At 70.8% G+C, this 16,620-nt stretch carries 13 protein-coding genes; 8 read left to right on the top strand and 5 right to left on the bottom strand.

What is annotated here, in order from left to right; genetic code table 11:
• Nucleotides 1-7 precede the first annotated feature (7 nt).
• From ACIRBY_RS24415 to ACIRBY_RS24435, 5 genes are all read left to right on the top strand, one after another.
• Nucleotides 8-1,108, top strand: a complete 1,101-nt coding sequence (locus ACIRBY_RS24415; protein ID WP_403903850.1) for a substrate-binding domain-containing protein — start codon at nucleotides 8-10, stop codon at nucleotides 1,106-1,108.
• A 181-nt stretch (nucleotides 1,109-1,289) separates the two neighbouring features.
• Complete coding sequence (locus tag ACIRBY_RS24420; protein ID WP_042818391.1) at nucleotides 1,290-2,078, top strand: ATP-binding cassette domain-containing protein; 789 nt, start codon at nucleotides 1,290-1,292, stop codon at nucleotides 2,076-2,078.
• Nucleotides 2,075-3,367, top strand: a complete 1,293-nt coding sequence (locus ACIRBY_RS24425) for a sugar ABC transporter permease (protein WP_403903852.1) — start codon at nucleotides 2,075-2,077, stop codon at nucleotides 3,365-3,367. The genes ACIRBY_RS24420 and ACIRBY_RS24425 overlap by 4 nt, the downstream gene beginning before the upstream one ends.
• 254 nt (nucleotides 3,368-3,621) lie before the next feature.
• Nucleotides 3,622-5,538 (top strand): 1-deoxy-D-xylulose-5-phosphate synthase, encoded by a 1,917-nt coding sequence (gene dxs, locus ACIRBY_RS24430; RefSeq protein ID WP_403903855.1) that lies wholly within the window; start codon nucleotides 3,622-3,624, stop codon nucleotides 5,536-5,538.
• Nucleotides 5,539-5,648: 110 nt separating this feature from the next.
• Nucleotides 5,649-7,145 (top strand): amino acid permease, encoded by a 1,497-nt coding sequence (locus tag ACIRBY_RS24435; RefSeq protein ID WP_403903856.1) that lies wholly within the window; start codon nucleotides 5,649-5,651, stop codon nucleotides 7,143-7,145.
• A gap of 25 nt (nucleotides 7,146-7,170) precedes the next feature.
• Here the strand turns inward: ACIRBY_RS24435 and ACIRBY_RS24440 are convergent, their stop codons facing one another.
• Entirely contained in the window at nucleotides 7,171-8,316 is a 1,146-nt protein-coding gene (locus ACIRBY_RS24440) for an LCP family protein (RefSeq protein ID WP_403903859.1), read from the bottom strand.
• A 234-nt stretch (nucleotides 8,317-8,550) separates the two neighbouring features.
• On the opposite strand from ACIRBY_RS24440, the gene ACIRBY_RS24445 reads away from it, so the two are divergent.
• Nucleotides 8,551-9,600 carry a hypothetical protein gene (locus tag ACIRBY_RS24445; RefSeq protein WP_403903862.1) on the top strand — a complete coding sequence of 350 codons (1,050 nt, stop codon included), beginning with the start codon at nucleotides 8,551-8,553 and terminating at the stop codon, nucleotides 9,598-9,600.
• Here the strand turns inward: ACIRBY_RS24445 and ACIRBY_RS24450 are convergent.
• Genes ACIRBY_RS24450 through ACIRBY_RS24465 form a run of 4 tightly spaced genes read right to left on the bottom strand, consistent with a single transcriptional unit; the run spans nucleotide 9,574 to nucleotide 13,621 of the window.
• Nucleotides 9,574-10,638 (bottom strand): hypothetical protein, encoded by a 1,065-nt coding sequence (locus ACIRBY_RS24450; protein WP_403903864.1) that lies wholly within the window; start codon nucleotides 10,636-10,638, stop codon nucleotides 9,574-9,576. The two genes, ACIRBY_RS24445 and ACIRBY_RS24450, sit on opposite strands and share 27 nt — an antisense overlap.
• Complete coding sequence (locus ACIRBY_RS24455; RefSeq protein WP_403904002.1) at nucleotides 10,635-11,552, bottom strand: N-acetylneuraminate synthase family protein; 918 nt, start codon at nucleotides 11,550-11,552, stop codon at nucleotides 10,635-10,637. Before ACIRBY_RS24455 ends, ACIRBY_RS24450 begins: the two co-directional genes overlap by 4 nt.
• A 6-nt stretch (nucleotides 11,553-11,558) precedes the next feature.
• A complete protein-coding gene (locus ACIRBY_RS24460) occupies nucleotides 11,559-12,347 on the bottom strand; it encodes a cytidylyltransferase domain-containing protein (protein ID WP_403903867.1) in 789 nt (262 codons plus the stop codon).
• Nucleotides 12,344-13,621, bottom strand: a complete 1,278-nt coding sequence (locus ACIRBY_RS24465) for a DUF6716 putative glycosyltransferase (protein ID WP_403903870.1) — start codon at nucleotides 13,619-13,621, stop codon at nucleotides 12,344-12,346. The genes ACIRBY_RS24460 and ACIRBY_RS24465 overlap by 4 nt, the downstream gene beginning before the upstream one ends.
• 247 nt (nucleotides 13,622-13,868) lie before the next feature.
• Here ACIRBY_RS24465 and ACIRBY_RS24470 point away from each other — a divergent pair, with 247 nt between their 5' ends.
• A complete protein-coding gene (locus tag ACIRBY_RS24470; RefSeq protein ID WP_403903872.1) occupies nucleotides 13,869-14,846 on the top strand; it encodes a glycosyltransferase family 2 protein in 978 nt (325 codons plus the stop codon).
• Complete coding sequence (locus ACIRBY_RS24475) at nucleotides 14,843-16,582, top strand: polysialyltransferase family glycosyltransferase (RefSeq protein WP_403903874.1); 1,740 nt, start codon at nucleotides 14,843-14,845, stop codon at nucleotides 16,580-16,582. Before ACIRBY_RS24470 ends, ACIRBY_RS24475 begins: the two co-directional genes overlap by 4 nt.
• Nucleotides 16,583-16,620: the final 38 nt, after the last annotated feature.

Genomic DNA, 16,620 nt, shown 5'->3' on the forward strand with positions numbered 1-16,620 from the left:
CACGCGTATGCGTAGAGCCGCTGTTGCCGTAGCCGCCGGCGCCATGGCCGTCTCGCTGGCCGCCTGTGGCAGCGCCAAGGAAGCGGGGGGCGAGAAGCCCTCGGGCCCCGTGGCCGCCGGTGACGCGATCAAGGTCGGACTGCTCCTGCCGGAGAACCAGACCGCGCGCTACGAGAAGTTCGACAAGCCGCTGATCGAGAAGAAGATCTCCGATCTCACCAACGGCAAGGCCCAGGTCGTCTACGCCAACGCCAAGCAGGACGCGACCACGCAGAACTCGCAGGTCGACACGATGATCACCAACAAGGTGAACGTCCTGATCATCGACGCCGTGGACGCCAAGGCCATCGCGGGCTCGGTCAAGAAGGCCAAGGACGCCGGCATCCCGGTCGTCGCCTACGACCGCCTGGCGGAGGGCCCGATCGACGGCTACACCTCCTTCGACAACGAAGAGGTCGGCAAGGTGCAGGGCAAGGCCCTGCTGGAGGCCCTGGGCGACAAGGCCAAGGACGGCCAGATCGTCATGATGAACGGCTCCGTCACCGACCCGAACGCCGCGCTGTTCAAGAAGGGCGCGCACTCCGTCCTCGACGGCAAGGTGAACATCGGCAAGGAGTACGACACCAAGGAGTGGAAGCCGGAGAACGCCAACACCAACATGGCGGGCGCCCTCTCCGCGCTCGGCAAGGACAAGGTGATCGGTGTCTACTCCGCCAACGACGGCATGGCCGGCGGCATCATCACCGCCCTCAAGGCGGCCGGTCTCAGCCCCCTGCCCCCCGTCACCGGCCAGGACGCCGAACTCGCGGGCGTCCAGCGGATCGTCGCGGGCGAGCAGTTCATGAGCGTCTACAAGCCGTACGCCCCCGAGGCCTCGGCCGCCGCCGAGATGGCCGTCGCCCTCGCCCAGGGCAAGAAGGCCGACGACATCATCAACAACAAGGTCGACAGCCCGACCACCAAGGGCGTCCCCTCCGTGCTGATCCCGGTCGTCTCGCTGACCAAGAGCAACATCAAGGACACCGTCGTCAAGGACGGCGTCTACACGGTCGACGAGATCTGCACCGACAAGTACGCGGCCGCCTGCGCCGCCATCGGCCTCAAGTAAGGCCCCGCGCCGCCTCCCTCCGAGGAGAGCCGGCCCCCCGCCCTGCCCGGCGCCCCGCCCCTCATGCCCCCGCCAGCCGCGGGGCGCTGGGCAGAAACGTTTCACCTTTCGCTTGTCGTATCCCATCCGCCCCGCTCCTGCTCTTTTGCACGACATCCCCGCCGGTCAGGCGGCGAAGGAGATGGTTCATGTGTCCGCTGCGCCCGTGCTGGCGTTGCGAGGGGTCTCGAAGCGGTTCGGCGCCGTCCAGGCCCTGACCGACGTAGAACTCGAGATCCACTCCGGTGAGGTGGTCGCCCTGGTCGGCGACAACGGCGCCGGCAAGTCCACGCTGGTCAAGACGATCGCCGGCGTGCACCCCATCGATGACGGAGTCATCGAGTGGGAGGGCCGTCCGGTCTCCATCGGCAAGCCCCACGACGCCCAGAACCTCGGCATCGCGACCGTCTACCAGGACCTCGCGCTGTGCGACAACATCGACGTCGTCGGCAACCTCTTCCTGGGCCGCGAGCTCAAGCGCTACGGCGTGCTCGACGAGGTGGAGATGGAGCGCCGCGCCCGCGAGCTCCTGACCACCCTGTCCATCCGGATCCCCAGTGTCCGGATCCCCATCGCCTCCCTCTCCGGCGGTCAGCGCCAGACGGTGGCGATCGCCCGCTCGATGCTGGGCGAACCCAAGCTCGTCATCCTCGACGAGCCCACCGCCGCCCTCGGCGTCGAGCAGACCGCCCAGGTCCTCGACCTGGTCGAGCGGCTGCGCGAGCGCGGCCACGCCGTCATCCTCATCAGCCACAACATGGCCGATGTGAAGGCCGTCGCCGACAAGGTGGCGGTACTCCGGCTGGGCCGCAACAACGGTGTCTTCAACGTCGCCGACACCTCGCAGGAAGAGATCATCTCCGCCATCACCGGGGCCACGGACAACGCCGTGACCCGCCGGGCGGCCCGCACCGGGGAGGCCCGCAAGTGAGCACCGAACACCACACCCACGCGGAAGAGGTGGCCCGGCTGGCCAACCCCGCCGCGCCGGCGGACGCCATCCCGGTGGTGGACCCCCGCCTCCTGGTGCGCGAGCAGGGCCTGTCCGGCTACCTGAGCGAGTTCGGCCGCAAGATGAAGGCGGGCGACCTGGGCTCGATCCCGGTCGTCCTCGGCCTGATCATCATCTGGGGCATCTTCCAGAGCCTGAACTCGAACTTCCTCTCCCCGGAGAACCTCTCCAACATCGCGATCACGATGGTCGCCACCGGCATGATCGCCGTCGGCATCATCTTCGTCCTGCTGCTCGGCGAGATCGACCTCTCGGTCGGCTCGGTCAGCGGTGTCTCGGGCGCGATCGTCGCCGTCCTCGCCGTGACCCACGGCGTCAACGAATGGCTCGCGATCCTCGCCGCCGTCGCCGGCGGCGCCCTGATCGGCGCGATCCACGGCTTCTTCTTCGCCAAGATCGGCGCCCCCGCCTTCGCCGTCACCCTCTCGGGCCTGCTGTTCTGGTCCGGCGCCATGCTCCAGATCCTCGGCAGCAACGGCACCATCAACCTCGACCCCGACGGCGTGGTCGGGCAGCTGACGACGTACTACTTCTCGGACGTGGCCGCCGGCTACGGCCTCGCGGCGCTCGCCACGGCGGTGTACTTCCTCGCCACCTTCCTCGACAACCGCCGCCGGGCGGCCGCCGGGGTCCCCTCGCGCCCGCTCTCCGAGATCCTGCTCCGCACCGGCCTGCTGGCCGTGTTCACCTTCGGTCCCGCGGTCGTCTTCAACCAGTACAAGGGCCTGCCGCTCGCGGTGGTGCTCTTCGTGGTGGCCCTGGTCGGCACGGACTTCCTCCTGCGCCGCACCACCTTCGGCCGCAACGTCTTCGCCCTCGGCGGCAGCGTCGAGGCCTCCCGCCGCGCGGGCATCAACGTCAACGCCATCCGCATCGCGGTCTTCTCCATCTCCGGCACCTTCGCCGCCGTCGGCGGGCTCTTCTGGGCCTCCAAGATCGCGGCGGCCAACCAGAGCGCCGGCGCCGGCGACCTGCTGATGAACGTGATTGCGGCGGCCGTCATCGGCGGCACTAGCCTCTTCGGCGGCCGCGGCCGGACCTGGAACGCCCTCCTCGGCGTCATGGTCATCACCTCCATCCAGTACGGTCTGGCCCTGGAGGGGATCGCGACTCCGATCCAGTACATGATCACCGGTGCCGTACTGCTCGCCACCGTGGTCATCGACTCGGTCACCCGCAAGACCCAGAAGACCGCCGGACGCGCCTGACCGCGCGCCCGGGGCCTCGCCCCCGACGGTAAGACCCGTCACAGTGCCCGGTGCCACTCCGCGTGGCGCCGGGCACCTGTGCGTACGTATGTACGTATGAGTGTGCGGTTATACGTCCGTTTGGGAGGTGTGATTCCGCCGTGAGGTGTACAGGTATGACCATGGGCGTACCCCTCCCGGCACCGCCCGATGAATCCGCCCGCGAGCGGAACATTAGACTCGACAGACCAGCCAGCAACTGCAAGGAGGCACGGGTGCTGCTGACCCGCATCAAGGGACCGCGCGATCTGGACCGGCTCAGCCAGGAGGAGCTCACCCAGCTCGCCGCCGAGATCAGGTCCTTCCTGGTCGATGCCGTCTCCAAGACCGGCGGGCACCTCGGCCCCAACCTCGGCGTGGTCGAACTGACGATCGCCCTGCACCGGGTCTTCGAATCGCCGAAGGACAAGGTCCTCTTCGACACCGGGCACCAGGCCTACGTCCACAAGCTGCTCACCGGCCGCCAGGACTTCGCGGGCCTGCGCTCCAAGGGCGGCCTGTCCGGCTACCCCTCGCGCGCCGAGTCCGACCACGACGTCATCGAGAACTCGCACGCCTCGACGGTCCTCGGCTGGGCCGACGGCCTCGCCAAGGCCAACGAGGTCCTCGGCCGCGAGGACCACCACGTCGCCGCCGTCATCGGCGACGGCGCCCTCACCGGCGGCATGGCCTGGGAGGCGCTGAACAACATCGCCGCCGCCAAGGACCGCCCGCTCGTCATCGTCGTCAACGACAACGAGCGCTCGTACGGCCCCACCATCGGCGGCCTCGCGAACCACCTCGCCACCCTGCGCACCACGGACGGCTACGAGCGCTTCCTGGCCCGCGGCAAGGAGATCCTGGAGCGCACCCCCGTCGTCGGGAAGCCGCTCTTCGAGACCCTGCACGGCGCCAAGAAGGGCCTCAAGGACTTCATCGCCCCGCAGGGCATGTTCGAGGACCTCGGCCTGAAGTACATCGGCCCCATCGACGGCCACGACATCGAGGCCCTGGAGTCCGCCCTGCAGCGCGCCAAGCGCTTCAGCGGCCCGGTCATCGTGCACTGCCTGACCCAGAAGGGCCGCGGCTACACGCACGCCGAGCAGGACGAGGCCGACCGCTTCCACGGCATCGGCCCGATCCACCCCGACACCGGCCTGCCGGTCAAGGCCTCCGCCGCCAGCTGGACCTCCGTCTTCGCCGACGAGATGGTCAAGCTCGGCCACGAGCGCAAGGACATCGTCGGCATCACCGCGGCGATGCTCCACCCGGTCGGCCTGAAGAAGTTCGCGGACACCTTCCCGGACCGCATCTACGACGTCGGCATCGCCGAGCAGCACGCGGCCACCTCGGCCGCCGGCCTGGCCACCGGCGGCGTCCACCCGGTCTTCGCGGTCTACGCGACCTTCCTCAACCGCGCCTTCGACCAGGTCCTCATGGACGTCGCCCTGCACAAGTGCGGGGTCACCTTCGTCCTGGACCGCGCCGGTGTCACCGGCGACGACGGCGCCTCCCACAACGGCATGTGGGACATGTCCATCCTCCAGGTCGTCCCCGGCCTGCGGCTCGCCGCCCCGCGCGACGCCGAGCAGCTGCGCGCCCAGCTCCGCGAGGCCGTCGAGGTCAAGGACGCCCCGACCGTGGTGCGCTACTCCAAGGGCGTCGTCGGACCGGCCGTCCCGGCCGTCGGCAAGGTCGGCGGCATGGACGTGCTGCGCCTGCCGGCCCCCGAGGTCACCCGCCCCGACGTGCTGCTCGTCTCCGTCGGCGCGCTCGCTCCGATGTGCCTGGAGATCGCCGACCTGCTCGACAAGCAGGGCATCTCCTCGACCGTAGTCGACCCCCGCTGGGTCAAGCCGGTGGACGAGGCCATGGCCCCGCTCGCCGAACGGCACCGGGTCGTCGTCACCGTCGAGGACAACGGCCGCACCGGCGGTGTCGGCGCCGCCGTCGCGCAGGCCCTGCGGGACGCGGGCGTGGACGTGCCGCTGCGCGACTTCGGCATCCCGCAGCGCTTCCTCGACCACGCGCTGCGCAAGGAGATCATGGCCGAGATCGGCCTGACCGCCCCGGACATCGCGCGCCAGGTCACCGGCCTGGTCGCGAAGCTGGACGGCCGCTTCGAGAGCGAGCCGGCCGCCACCGTCGACTAGCCGTACCGCGGCGGGCGCCGCGGTCGCGCGGTTGCACCACACGGGCCGGGAGATCACCCTTGAAGGGTGGGCCTCCCGGCCCGTTCGCGTACTTCGTGGGAGGTGCGTCGGTGAGCTCGGATCTCAACAGCCCGTTCCGTACCAAGACGGTGGAACAGTCCATCCGGGACACGGAGGAGCCGGAGCACGCGCTCCGCAAATCCCTCTCGGCCTGGGACCTGACCGTCTTCGGTGTCGGTGTCATCATCGGTACCGGCATCTTCGTCCTGACGGGCATCGCCGCCCGCAACAACGCCGGGCCCGCCACCGCCCTCTCCTTCGTGGTTTCGGGCGTCGTCTGTGCCCTCGCGGCCCTCTGCTACGCCGAGTTCGCGTCCACCGTCCCGGTGGCCGGGTCGGCGTACACCTTCGCCTACGCCTCGATCGGAGAACTGCCCGCCTGGATCATCGGATGGGACCTCGTCCTGGAGTTCGCCCTGGGCACCGCCGTCGTGGCCGTCGGCTGGTCGGGGTACGTGCGCCACCTCATGCACACGAACCTCGGCTGGGACATGCCCACCGCGCTGTCCGGACCCGACGACGGCGGGCACTTCGACCTGCTGGCCTTCCTGCTGGTCCTGGCGCTGACCGCGATCCTCGTCATCGGGACGAAGCTGTCGGCCCGCATCACCGCGATCGTCGTCGCCATCAAGGTCTTCGTGGTCCTGCTGGTCATCGTCGCGGGCGCGTTCTTCATCAAGGCCGACAACTACTCCCCGTTCATCCCGCCGGCCGAGCCGCAAACGGGCGGCAGCGGCTGGACGGCGCCCCTGGTCCAGCTGATGTTCGGCTACCAGCCCACCAACTTCGGCGTCATGGGCATCTTCACCGCGGCCTCCCTCGTCTTCTTCGCCTTCATCGGCTTCGACGTCGTGGCCACCGCGGCCGAGGAGACCAAGAACCCGCAACGGGACATGCCGCGCGGCATCCTGGGCTCGCTGCTCATCTGCACCCTGCTGTACGTCGCCGTGACGATCGTGGTCACCGGTATGCAGTACTACAAGGAGATGTCTCCGACCGCCCCGCTCGCCGCCGCGTTCAAAGCCGTCGACCAGCCCTTCTTCTCCGGAGCCATCAGCCTCGGTGCGGCCATCGGCCTGATCACGGTGTGCATGATCCTGCTCCTGGGGCAGACCCGCGTGTTCTTCGCCATGAGCCGTGACGGACTGCTGCCGCGCGTCTTCTCCGTCACCCACCCGAAGTTCCGCACGCCCTACCGGGCCACCGTGCTGCTCGGCTCGATCATCGCCGTCGTCGCGGGGTTCACCAGCCTGGAGAAGCTCGCGGAGCTGGTCAACATCGGCACCCTGTTCGCCTTCGTCGTGGTGGCCCTCGGCGTGATCATCCTGCGCAAGACCCGCCCCGACCTGCACCGGTCCTTCCGCACCCCGTGGGTGCCGGTGGTGCCGATCCTGTCGATGGCGGCCTCGCTCTGGCTGATGCTCAACCTGCCGGCCGAGACCTGGCTGCGGTTCGCGATCTGGATGGTGATCGGCCTGGTCGTCTACTTCCTGTACGGCAAGCGCAAGAGCCGCCTGGCCCAGGCCGGCCGGGACGCGGAGTTCTAGGAGCGGCCGCCGGAGCGCGTACGGCCTAGGCCGACGGGGACGGCGAGGGCGCCGGGGACTTGGCGCCCTTGCCGCCTCCCTTGGCGGGGGAGTCCTTCGCCGAGGCGGGCACCTTCTGGTCGGTGCGCAGGGCCTCCCACAGCCGGGAGGCCTGCTCCTGTGCGATCACCACCCGGTTCGGGTCCACCTTGTCGTACGCCACCGGAAGCATGATGGTCTCCATCGTGGAGGGGTCCACGCCCTTCATGCTCTGCGCGAAGTCGGCCAGCGCGCTGAGCGAGGCCAGGTCGGAGTCGGTGGTCAGGGACTTGGTGCCGGCGTCGGCGAGCTTGTAGAGCCGGGCCGGGTTGCCGAGGGCGTCCTGCTTCTTGATCTCGGAGAGCATCGCGAGCATGAACTGCTGCTGGAGGCCTATGCGTCCGAGGTCGCTGCCGTCGCCGTAGCCGTAGCGGGTGCGGACGAACTTCAGCGCGTCCGTGCCGTTCAGCCGGTGGGTGCCCGCGTCGAGCTTCAGGCCGCCCTTCGCACCCGTCATCGGCTGGTCGAGGGTGACGGTGACGCCGCCGAGGGCGTCCACCAGGCCCTTGAACCCGGCGAAGTCCACCTCGACGAAGTGGTCGACGCGGATGCCCGACAGCTGCTCGACGGTCTTGACCACGCAGGCCGGGCCGGCCACCGAGTAGACGGAGTTGAACATGACCCGGTTCGCCTCCGGGACGGTCTTCCCGTCCTGGTCCTTGCACTCGGGCCGGGTGATCAGGGTGTCGCGGGGGATGCTCACCGCGGTGGCCCGGGACCGGCCCTCGGGTATGTGCACCAGCATCGCCGTGTCGGAGCGGGCTCCGCTGACGTTGCCGTGGTCGAGCTCGCCGTTGGCCCCGGCCCGCGAGTCGGAGCCGAGCACCAGGACGTTCTGGGCCTTCTCGACCACCTTCGGCGGCCGGTTGTCCGCACCGATGGCCCGGTCCAGGTCGACGCTGTCGATGTTCCCCTCGAGGTGGCTGTAGACCCACCAGCCCGCTCCGGCCGAGCCGAGGACCAGGACGGCCGCCGTCCAGGCCAGCCCCCGGCGGATCCGGCTCGCGCGCGAGCGGGCCGGGGCCTGCTCCGGCGACGGCGACGGCTCCGACTCCGGCGTGGTCGTGGCGGTGGCGGTGGCGTCTGAAGTCATGCCCGGGGACCGGTCCTTCCGAACGGGTGGCGGGGGGAGTGCGGCGGGGGAGCGCGGGCTCCAACATAGACGCAGAGGCCCGCCGGACGACCCCCGGGGTATCCTGATTCTGTTCGAATCGTGCGGGGGAAGGGTTGCTTGCGGTCCATGGCGACGCGATCCAGACGCAGTCCGAACAAATCCCCCGGACGCCCCCCGGGGCCCGGCGGCCCCGGCGCCCGCGACTGGAACTCCGTGGCCCTGGGACCCCTGGCCGGACGCTGGGTCCTCGCCGGCAAGGACGGACGGCTCACCGCCTACGCGCGCGCCGAGGGCGGTCTGCTCCGCTGGACCGAGCGCGTCCCCGGCGGCCCCGACTGGAGCGGCCCCGACCTCTTCCCCGCCGACGGGCTGACCGACCTCTCGGTGGGTCAGGGCCCCGACGGATACGCCCACTTCGCGGGCCGGCGCCGGGCCCGCGCCGAGGGCGGCGACGGCACCGAGACCCTCACCTACCACCACGCCGTGCAGTACCAGAGCGGACGCCCGATGGGCCCCTGGGACTCCCTCGGCACCCTCTACCACAACGTCGAGATGTCGCTGCGCGGCGGCCCGCCGGCCGTGACGGTGGACGCCCAGGGCACGCCGCACGTCTTCGTCCGCAACAACGGGCGGGGCATCCACGTCAAGCGCCAGGACAGGAAGGGCGGCTGGGCCGCCTGGCAGGACCTGCGGGGCAGCATGACCTTCGAGGGCTGCTGCGCCTCCTCCACCGCCGACGGCCGGATATGGTTCGCCGCCCCGGGCGAGAAGGGGCTCTCCTTCTGGGCCCAGAACGGGCCGGGCGGCCCCCTGGAGAGGGGCGAGGACGTCCCGTACCTCGCCCTGGACGGGTCGGTGCGCGCCCTGGAGACGGGTCCGGGACGCGTCACCCACTTCTGGCACGCGGCCGACGGGAGCGGGGTGTTCGCCCACCGCGAGGGCGCCGGGGTCATGGCCCTGGGCGGCGGACCGGCCTACGGGGCGGTGGCCGCCGTCCGGGCGCTGGTCGACGGGTACGACTGCACGGTGCTGGCCCACCGGGCCGTGGGCGGCCGTACCGTCCTCGCCGCCTACCCGACGGAGCACGAGGCGGCGGGGCTGTGGTGGACCGAGATCGGCGAGGAGTGCCTGGAGTCCCCGGCCCTCGCCGTCGACGCCCGCGGACTGGTCGTCATCGCCTCGATCAGCGCCCGCGGGGAGCTGCTGGTCAACCGTCAGAAGGACAGCTCCGGCCTCTCACTGGGCCGCTGGCAGCGCTTCTGACCGGCCGCCCGTCCACCGCCGCCCCTGCGGCGGGATGCTGGCCAGGCCGTGCCGGGCGATCGCCAGGCTGGAGATGCGCCGCAGGAAGTCCACCGAGCGGGCCGCCGTGTCCGGGGTGATCCAGGCGTCGTCGATCTCGCACAGCTCCACCCGTACCGGCGCACCGCGCAGCACGATCGGCAGGGTGTAGGCGATGGTGGACGCGAAGGTCAGCAGGGACAGCCCGATGGGCTCGGTCAGCGCGGTCAGCTCCAGCGGCAGCTCGGGGTGGACGATCTCCATCCCGGTCAGCCCGGCGATCCGCTCCAGCTTGGCCGTGCTCTCCCGGCGGTGCGCGAGATAGCGTCCGGCCGCCCGGCTGCGGGCGATCCAGCCGACGGCGTCGATGTAGCGGTCCTCGTCGATGACCCCGGTCTCCACCAGGGAGCTGCCCGCGAGGTCCGCGCCGGGCCGGGGCCGCGCCGGGCCGAAGGTGGCCCGGCTCCAGGCGTACTCGTTGGGGCGCACCTCGGCGCCCGGCGGGGCGGCCACCGGCATGCAGGTGAAGAAGACGGCCCGCTCCAGCTCCTCGCGGGCCAGCCACCGGTTGACCGGGCCGCCCTTGGAGGACTTGACGTCCCCCTGGTGCCAGCGGGTCAGCTGCTGTCCGCTCGTCAGCAGGGCCACCAGCTCGGTGGTGGCGGTGCCGTCGTCGACGACGACCACCTCGCGGGCCCGGGAGCGCGGCAGCAGCAGCTGGATGGTGCGGGAGAACAGGTCCCCGATCACCAGGCGGCGGGCCGCGGCGACCGCCCGGCCGAGCCGGACCAGCTCGCCGGCCCGCCCCAGGTACCCCGCGCGCACCTCGTAGCGCCGCCAGGCCACCTTGGCCTGCGAGGCGTACCGGCACAGCCGGCGGACCTGCGCGCGCGAGCGCGGGTCCACCGGCTGGAGCACGGCGATGGTGAGGGACGACGCCTCGCCCGGGTGGGCGTGGGCCCACTCCAGGACGTTCAGTAGTTGAGCCGGGCTCTCCACCAGGGCGAGGGTGTCGCTCATGCCGAGGCCGTCACGCCCTCGGCGGAAAGGGCGCCCTGGACGCGGCGGAGCTTCTTCATCGGGCCGAGCTCGGAGTCGTAGACCTTCTTGACGCCGTCGCCGAGGGCGGTCTCGATGGTGCGGATGTCGCGCACGAGGCGGGCGAGGCCGCCGGGCTCGACGGAGGCGGCCTGGTCGGAGCCCCACATGGCGCGGTCGAGGGTGATGTGCCGCTCGACGGCGCAGGCGCCCATGGCGACGGCGGCCACGGTGGTCTGCAGGCCCGTCTCGTGCCCCGAGTAGCCCACGGGCACGTTGGGGTAGGCCGCCTCCAGGCTGTTGATCACCCGCAGGTTCAGCTCCTCGGCCTTGGCCGGGTAGGTGGAGGTGGCGTGCAGCAGGATGATGTTCTCGCTGCCGAGCACCTCCACCGCGTGCCGGATCTGCTGCGGCGTGGACATGCCGGTGGACAGGATGACCGTCTTGCCCGTGGCGCGCAGGGCCAGGAGGAGCTCGTCGTCGGTCAGGGAGGCGGAGGCCACCTTGTGGGCGGGCACGTCGAACTTCTCCAGGAAGGTGACGGCCTCGGTGTCCCAGGGGGAGGCGAACCAGTCGATGCCGCGCTGGGCGCAGTGCTCGTCGATGGCCCGGTACTCCTCCTCGCCGAACTCCACGCGGTGGCGGTAGTCGATGTAGGTCATCCGGCCCCACGGGGTGTCCCGCTCGATGTCCCACTGGTCGCGCGGGGTGCATATCTCGGGCGTGCGCTTCTGGAACTTCACCGCGTCACAGCCCGCGTCGGCGGCCGCGTCGACGAGGGCGAGGGCGTTCGCCAGCTCACCGTTGTGGTTGATCCCGATCTCACCGATCACATAGGCGGGCCGGCCGGCGCCGACCTCCCTGTTCCCGATCCGGCGGATCCGGTTGCTGTGCACCACTGTTCAGAGTTCCTTTCCGGGGTACTGCTGGGGTCGCGGCGACGGGGTCGCCGAAGTCTGGGGGGCGTCCAGGAGGGGGGCCAGGGCCCGGGCCCGGTCGAGGTCGCCGGGCTCGTCGAGCTCGATGGCCCGCTCGGGGGCCGTGGGGACGAGCTGGGTCCGGCCGAAGAAGCGGTGCCCGCTGCGGCGGAAGCCCTCGGTGCGCATGGCGTACACGGCTCCCGACTCCAGGTACTCGGGCGTGCGGTCCTGGCGGCGCAGGCGGACCGCGCTGTCGTGGTTGACGCCCTGTGCCCGGTGGCCGGGGCCGGCGCCGGGGTCGGCGGTCCACAGGAAGCCGTGGAAGGGCACGGCGGTGAAGGCGGAGTCGGCCCCGTCGCGGACGAGGGCCAGCACGGTCTCGTCCACCTCCTCGGAGGTGGTGAACGGGCTGGTGCACTGGACGAAGACCAGCACGTCCACGGCCTCGGCGTGACGTTCCTCCAGCACGTCCAGGGCGTGCAGCAGCGCGGACTCGCTGGAGGCCCGGTCGGAGCCCAGCTCGGCCGGGCGGTCCACCACCTCGGCGCCGGCCTCCCGGGCGGCGCGGGCGATCGCCGCGTCGTCGGTGGAGACGGCGACCCGGGTGACGTGGGCGGCGCCCAGGCAGGCCCGGACGGCGCGGGCCACGAGCGGTACGCCGCCGACGTCGGCGACGTTCTTGCCGGGGATGCCCTTGGAGCCGCCCCGGGCGGGTATGACGGCGGTGACGTTCACGGGGCTGCTCTCCTGGAGGGGGGTGGGGGCGTTCATACGCCGCCCCACTGCTGGATCTTCGGGGCCACGCGCTGGACCCCGAACTGGTAGGCGACCTTGAGGACGCGCCGCGAGGTGCGCTTCATCGGGCCGCGGGAGCGGGCCGCGGCGGCACCCGGGCCGGGGGAGCCGTCGGGGTTCAGGCCCCGGCGGCGCAGCAGCGTGCCGACGTATTCGGGCGCGCTGTCGGCCGTGTAGTAGGGGGTGACCGGCGGCAGCGGACGGCTGCGCAATTCGAGGATCCGCCGCCGGAGTTCGCCGAAGGGGTCGGTGGAGCGGATTCCCTGGTCGGCCGTCCAGGATTCGCGGGCGATCGGGGCGGCGCCGTCGTCTATGGCGGTCCAGTCGGTGACGCAGCCGGAACCGGTGAAGTAGTGGTTTCCGTGCACCTCGCGGACGCCGAGATCACTCAGAATGGCGGTGGGCATTCCCCGGTGCATGGATTCGAGGGCGGCCGTGGAACTGACGGTCACGAGGAGATCGGTGCGGTCGAGGGTCTGCGACATGTTGCCGTACACGAAATGCAGATTGGGCGGCAGCGGTTCGTCCAGCTGTTCCGCCAGGACCTGGTAGTGGAACGCCTCCACATGGGTGGTCGCCTCACCGGGTCTGCTGCGGAGTTTGACGAGGACGTCGCGCCCCGGGCGCAGCCGCGCGTGGGATATCGCGCGGCGCAGCATGTACATCCGGCCGGTGCGGTCGGCGGGTACAGAGGGCTGGACGGCGAAGCACACCGTATAAGGGTGTTCGGCGAAAGTCCGGTTCGGGTCGTAGGGGCGCTGGTCGAGAAAGGGAAGCGCCGTCTGGACGATGCTGGACGCAGGAATTCCGAGGGGTTCGTACACCTCGGTGAAACGGCGCCGGTCGAAAGGGCTGTTGGCGAGGACGATATCGGCGCCCGCGCGCAGCAGGAGGCCGTCGGCCATCTTCTCGTAGACGACGCCGACGTAACCGGTCATCAGGATCGGCCGGTGCAGGGCGCCGGCGAAGCGGCGGGCCAGCGCGTGCAGGGCCGCGTGGGTGGCGCCGCCGACCGTGCCCAGGATGATCACGTCGGCCGCGGCGAGGGCGGGGGCCGCCGCGAACTCGGCGAGCGTGGCCTCGGTGATCGAGGAGGGGGTGATGCCGACCTCCGCCAGCTGGCGCGCGGTCGGAGTGCTCCGGCCGCGCAGCATGTGCGCGTGGACCTCGCTGCCCGGCGCCAGACCCACCGCCAGCCCCGCGCCCCATTTCCAGCGGGTGTCGGAGTCTGCGAGCACGTGGATGCGCACTGGTGGATTCCCGGTCGGTCGGCGGTGCCCGACTGCTGTCGGCGGTGCCCGCAGCAGGGCGCGGGCTCGGGCGGGACGGCCGCACGGCCCGTTAGACCTTACATCCTCACCTGAGCCTTATGTGTCACGAATAGGCCTCGAAGGGCAGGGGAGTTGTACGTCACACCCCCAAGCGCCGTTCGGGTTCTCCCGGGTGCTCTGACATGATGGCCGGGTGTCGGTGAATGGGAGAAGGTGAGTGCCGACGATGGTGACCCTTTCGGTGATCGTCGCGATGTGTGACGTCCGCGACTTCTGCCGGACGACGCTGAAGTCCCTGGCCCTGAATGCCCGGGAGGACTTCGAGTTCATCGTGGTGGACGACGCGTCCGTTGACGGGACATCAGAGATCCTGCGGGAGATGATACCCGGCATTCCCGGTGCCGTACTCATCCGCAATGAGCGGAACATGGGGATATCGGCGACCCGGAACATCGGCCTCGCCGCGGCCCGCGGCCGATTTTTCACCTTTCTCGACGGCGACGACTGGTACGCCCCCGGATATCTCGAACAACTCGTCGGCTGGATGGGCCAGTCGGGGGTCGATTTCCTGAGGACCGGCCATGTCCGGGTCTACGGCAGGAAACGGAAGATCGTCATGCCCCCGCTCGCCCCGAGGGCCCTTCCGCTGAATCCCCTGGACTACATGGGGCCGGTGGACGCGTCCACCTTCATCGACTACCCCTCGGTCTGGGCGGGCATCTACGACCGCGAGCGCCTCCTCGGGGCGGGCGCGCTGTTCTTCGAGGAGACCCTGCGCACCGCCGAGGACCGGCACTGGTTCTACCAGCTGCACCTGCGGATGCGCTCCTTCGGAGTGGTCGACCTGCACGGCGTCTTCTACCGCCGTGATGTGTCCACTTCACTCACCAAGATCCCCGACGAACGGCAGCTGGACTTCCTTCCCGCCTTCCGGCTGGTTTTCGACGAACTCGCGCACCACCCGCGCGGATATGAACTCTCGTTCAAGGCCATGCGAACTCTGTGCGCCCTCGTCGTCATTCACATGGACCGCGCCGGCGACTACGACGAACCCACCCGGGGCCTGCTGTGGGAACGCAGCGCGCAGACCCTCTTCGACCTTCCCCAGGACATCCTGGAGGGGACCCTGGCAGGAATGGACTCCGCACGCGTGAACAAGCTCAGAGCACTGCTGGCCCAGCACCCGGGTGCCGCCGCCCGATGACCCGCGTATTCGCCGCCTCCACCCTCTACGGGGCCATGACGGTGGCCGCCGCCATCGACGCCGGGCAGTTCGGCCGGGACGACCGCGAGCGCATCCTGCTCGTGTGCAACAACGTCGACATCCCCGAGGTCGCCACCCCGCTGCACCGGATGCCCGGCGCCGCCGCCGTCCTCGCGCGCTTCCACCGGGTCGTCTACTGGAACGACCTCATCTACCCCTTCCACCCGTCGCTGTGGGCCCCCCGCGACGAGGACGCCCCCCTCTGGCGCACCGTCATGGGGGAGAAGATGGGGATCCGGCCCGGCCCCCTGGAGCTCGTCGTCGAGTCCATCCAGGTCAAGCCCGCCCAGACGCTCTGCAAGATCTTCTCCGACGCCACCCTCGCCGTGTACGCCGACGGGGTCATGAGCTACGGCCCCACCCGCAACGACCTGCCCCGCCCCCTCCACGGCCGGATCGACCGGGTCCTCTACCTCGACCTGATCCCCACCCTGCTCCCCATGCTCCTCACCGAGTACGGGATCCCCTCGGAGCCCGTCCGCACCGGGGCCGTCCTCGAACTGGTGGCGGAGCTCACCGAGGAGTGCCGCCCGATCCTCGATCGGGTGGTCCCGCCGCAGCTCGCCGAAGGCGGACCGCAGACCGCGCTCCTCCTCGGCCAGTACCTCTCCCCCCTGGGCATCCTCACCGAGGAGGAAGAGGAGGAGCTGCACCGGCGCATGTTCGAGCACGCGGTACGGCTCGGCCACACCTCCGTGGTCTTCAAACCGCACCCCAGCGCCCCCTCCAGCCTCTCCGACACCCTCGCCGCGGCCGCCCGCGAGGCGGGCGTCCCCTTCCTCGTCCTGGACGTCCCGGTCCTCGCCGAGACCGTCTTCGCCTACCTGCGCCCCCGTCAGGTGATCGGGTGCTTCTCCACCGGCCTGTTCACCGCCCGCACCCTCTTCGGGATCCCCGTCGCCCAGATCGGCGCGCTGGAGGTCATCCGGCGCATGCGGCCCTATGCCAACAGCAACCGCATCCCCGCCACCCTCACCCACGCCCTGGTCCCCGACCTGGACGTGCCGACCGCCGCCCCGGCCGACCGGATCCTGGACGCCGAGCACGTCCGGGCCGAGGTCACCCCGTACGTCCAGGCCGTCGGCTACTGCATGCAGCCCAAGCGGTACGCCTTCCTGCGCCCGGTGGCCGAGGAGTACGTCGCGGCGGCCGTCGACCAGTGGGAGGGCCGCCCCGAGCTGTCCATGCACTTCAACGAGCGCACCCGCAGCCGCCTGGAACTGCCCGGCCCGCGCACCTGGAAGTGGCGGCGCGGCCTGGGCTGGACCCTGCGCGGCGCAGGGGAGCGCGCGGAGCCGGACGAGGCGCCCGTCACCGACGTGACGATGAACGGGTTCGCCTCTCTGGTCGAGGCCAAGGACGACCGGGGCGTCCTGGAGGTCGGCGCCCGGCTGCTCGCCGAGCAGGAGAACCTGGACCTGCTCATCGGCATGGCCCAGGCCCACATCCGCCGCAAGGAGACCGACCAGGCCAGGCGGCGGATCGAGCGGGCCATGCAGATCTCCGCGGACAGCGGGCGCGCCCTGGTCTGGCTGCGGATCGCGGAGACCGCGGCGAAGCTCGGCAAACACGGGGACGACCTGCGCCGCCAGGCCGGCCGGCAGGCCCTGACCATCAACCCGGCCTCGCCGGCCGCCCAGCGCCTGGTCAAGAGCGGCCGGCTCGGCCGCAGGTGAGACAACGGGAAGGGCCCCGTCCGCACCGGGTGCGGACG

The organism is Streptomyces sp. NPDC096136, from assembly GCF_044763325.1.
Lineage (GTDB): Bacteria > Actinomycetota > Actinomycetes > Streptomycetales > Streptomycetaceae > Streptomyces.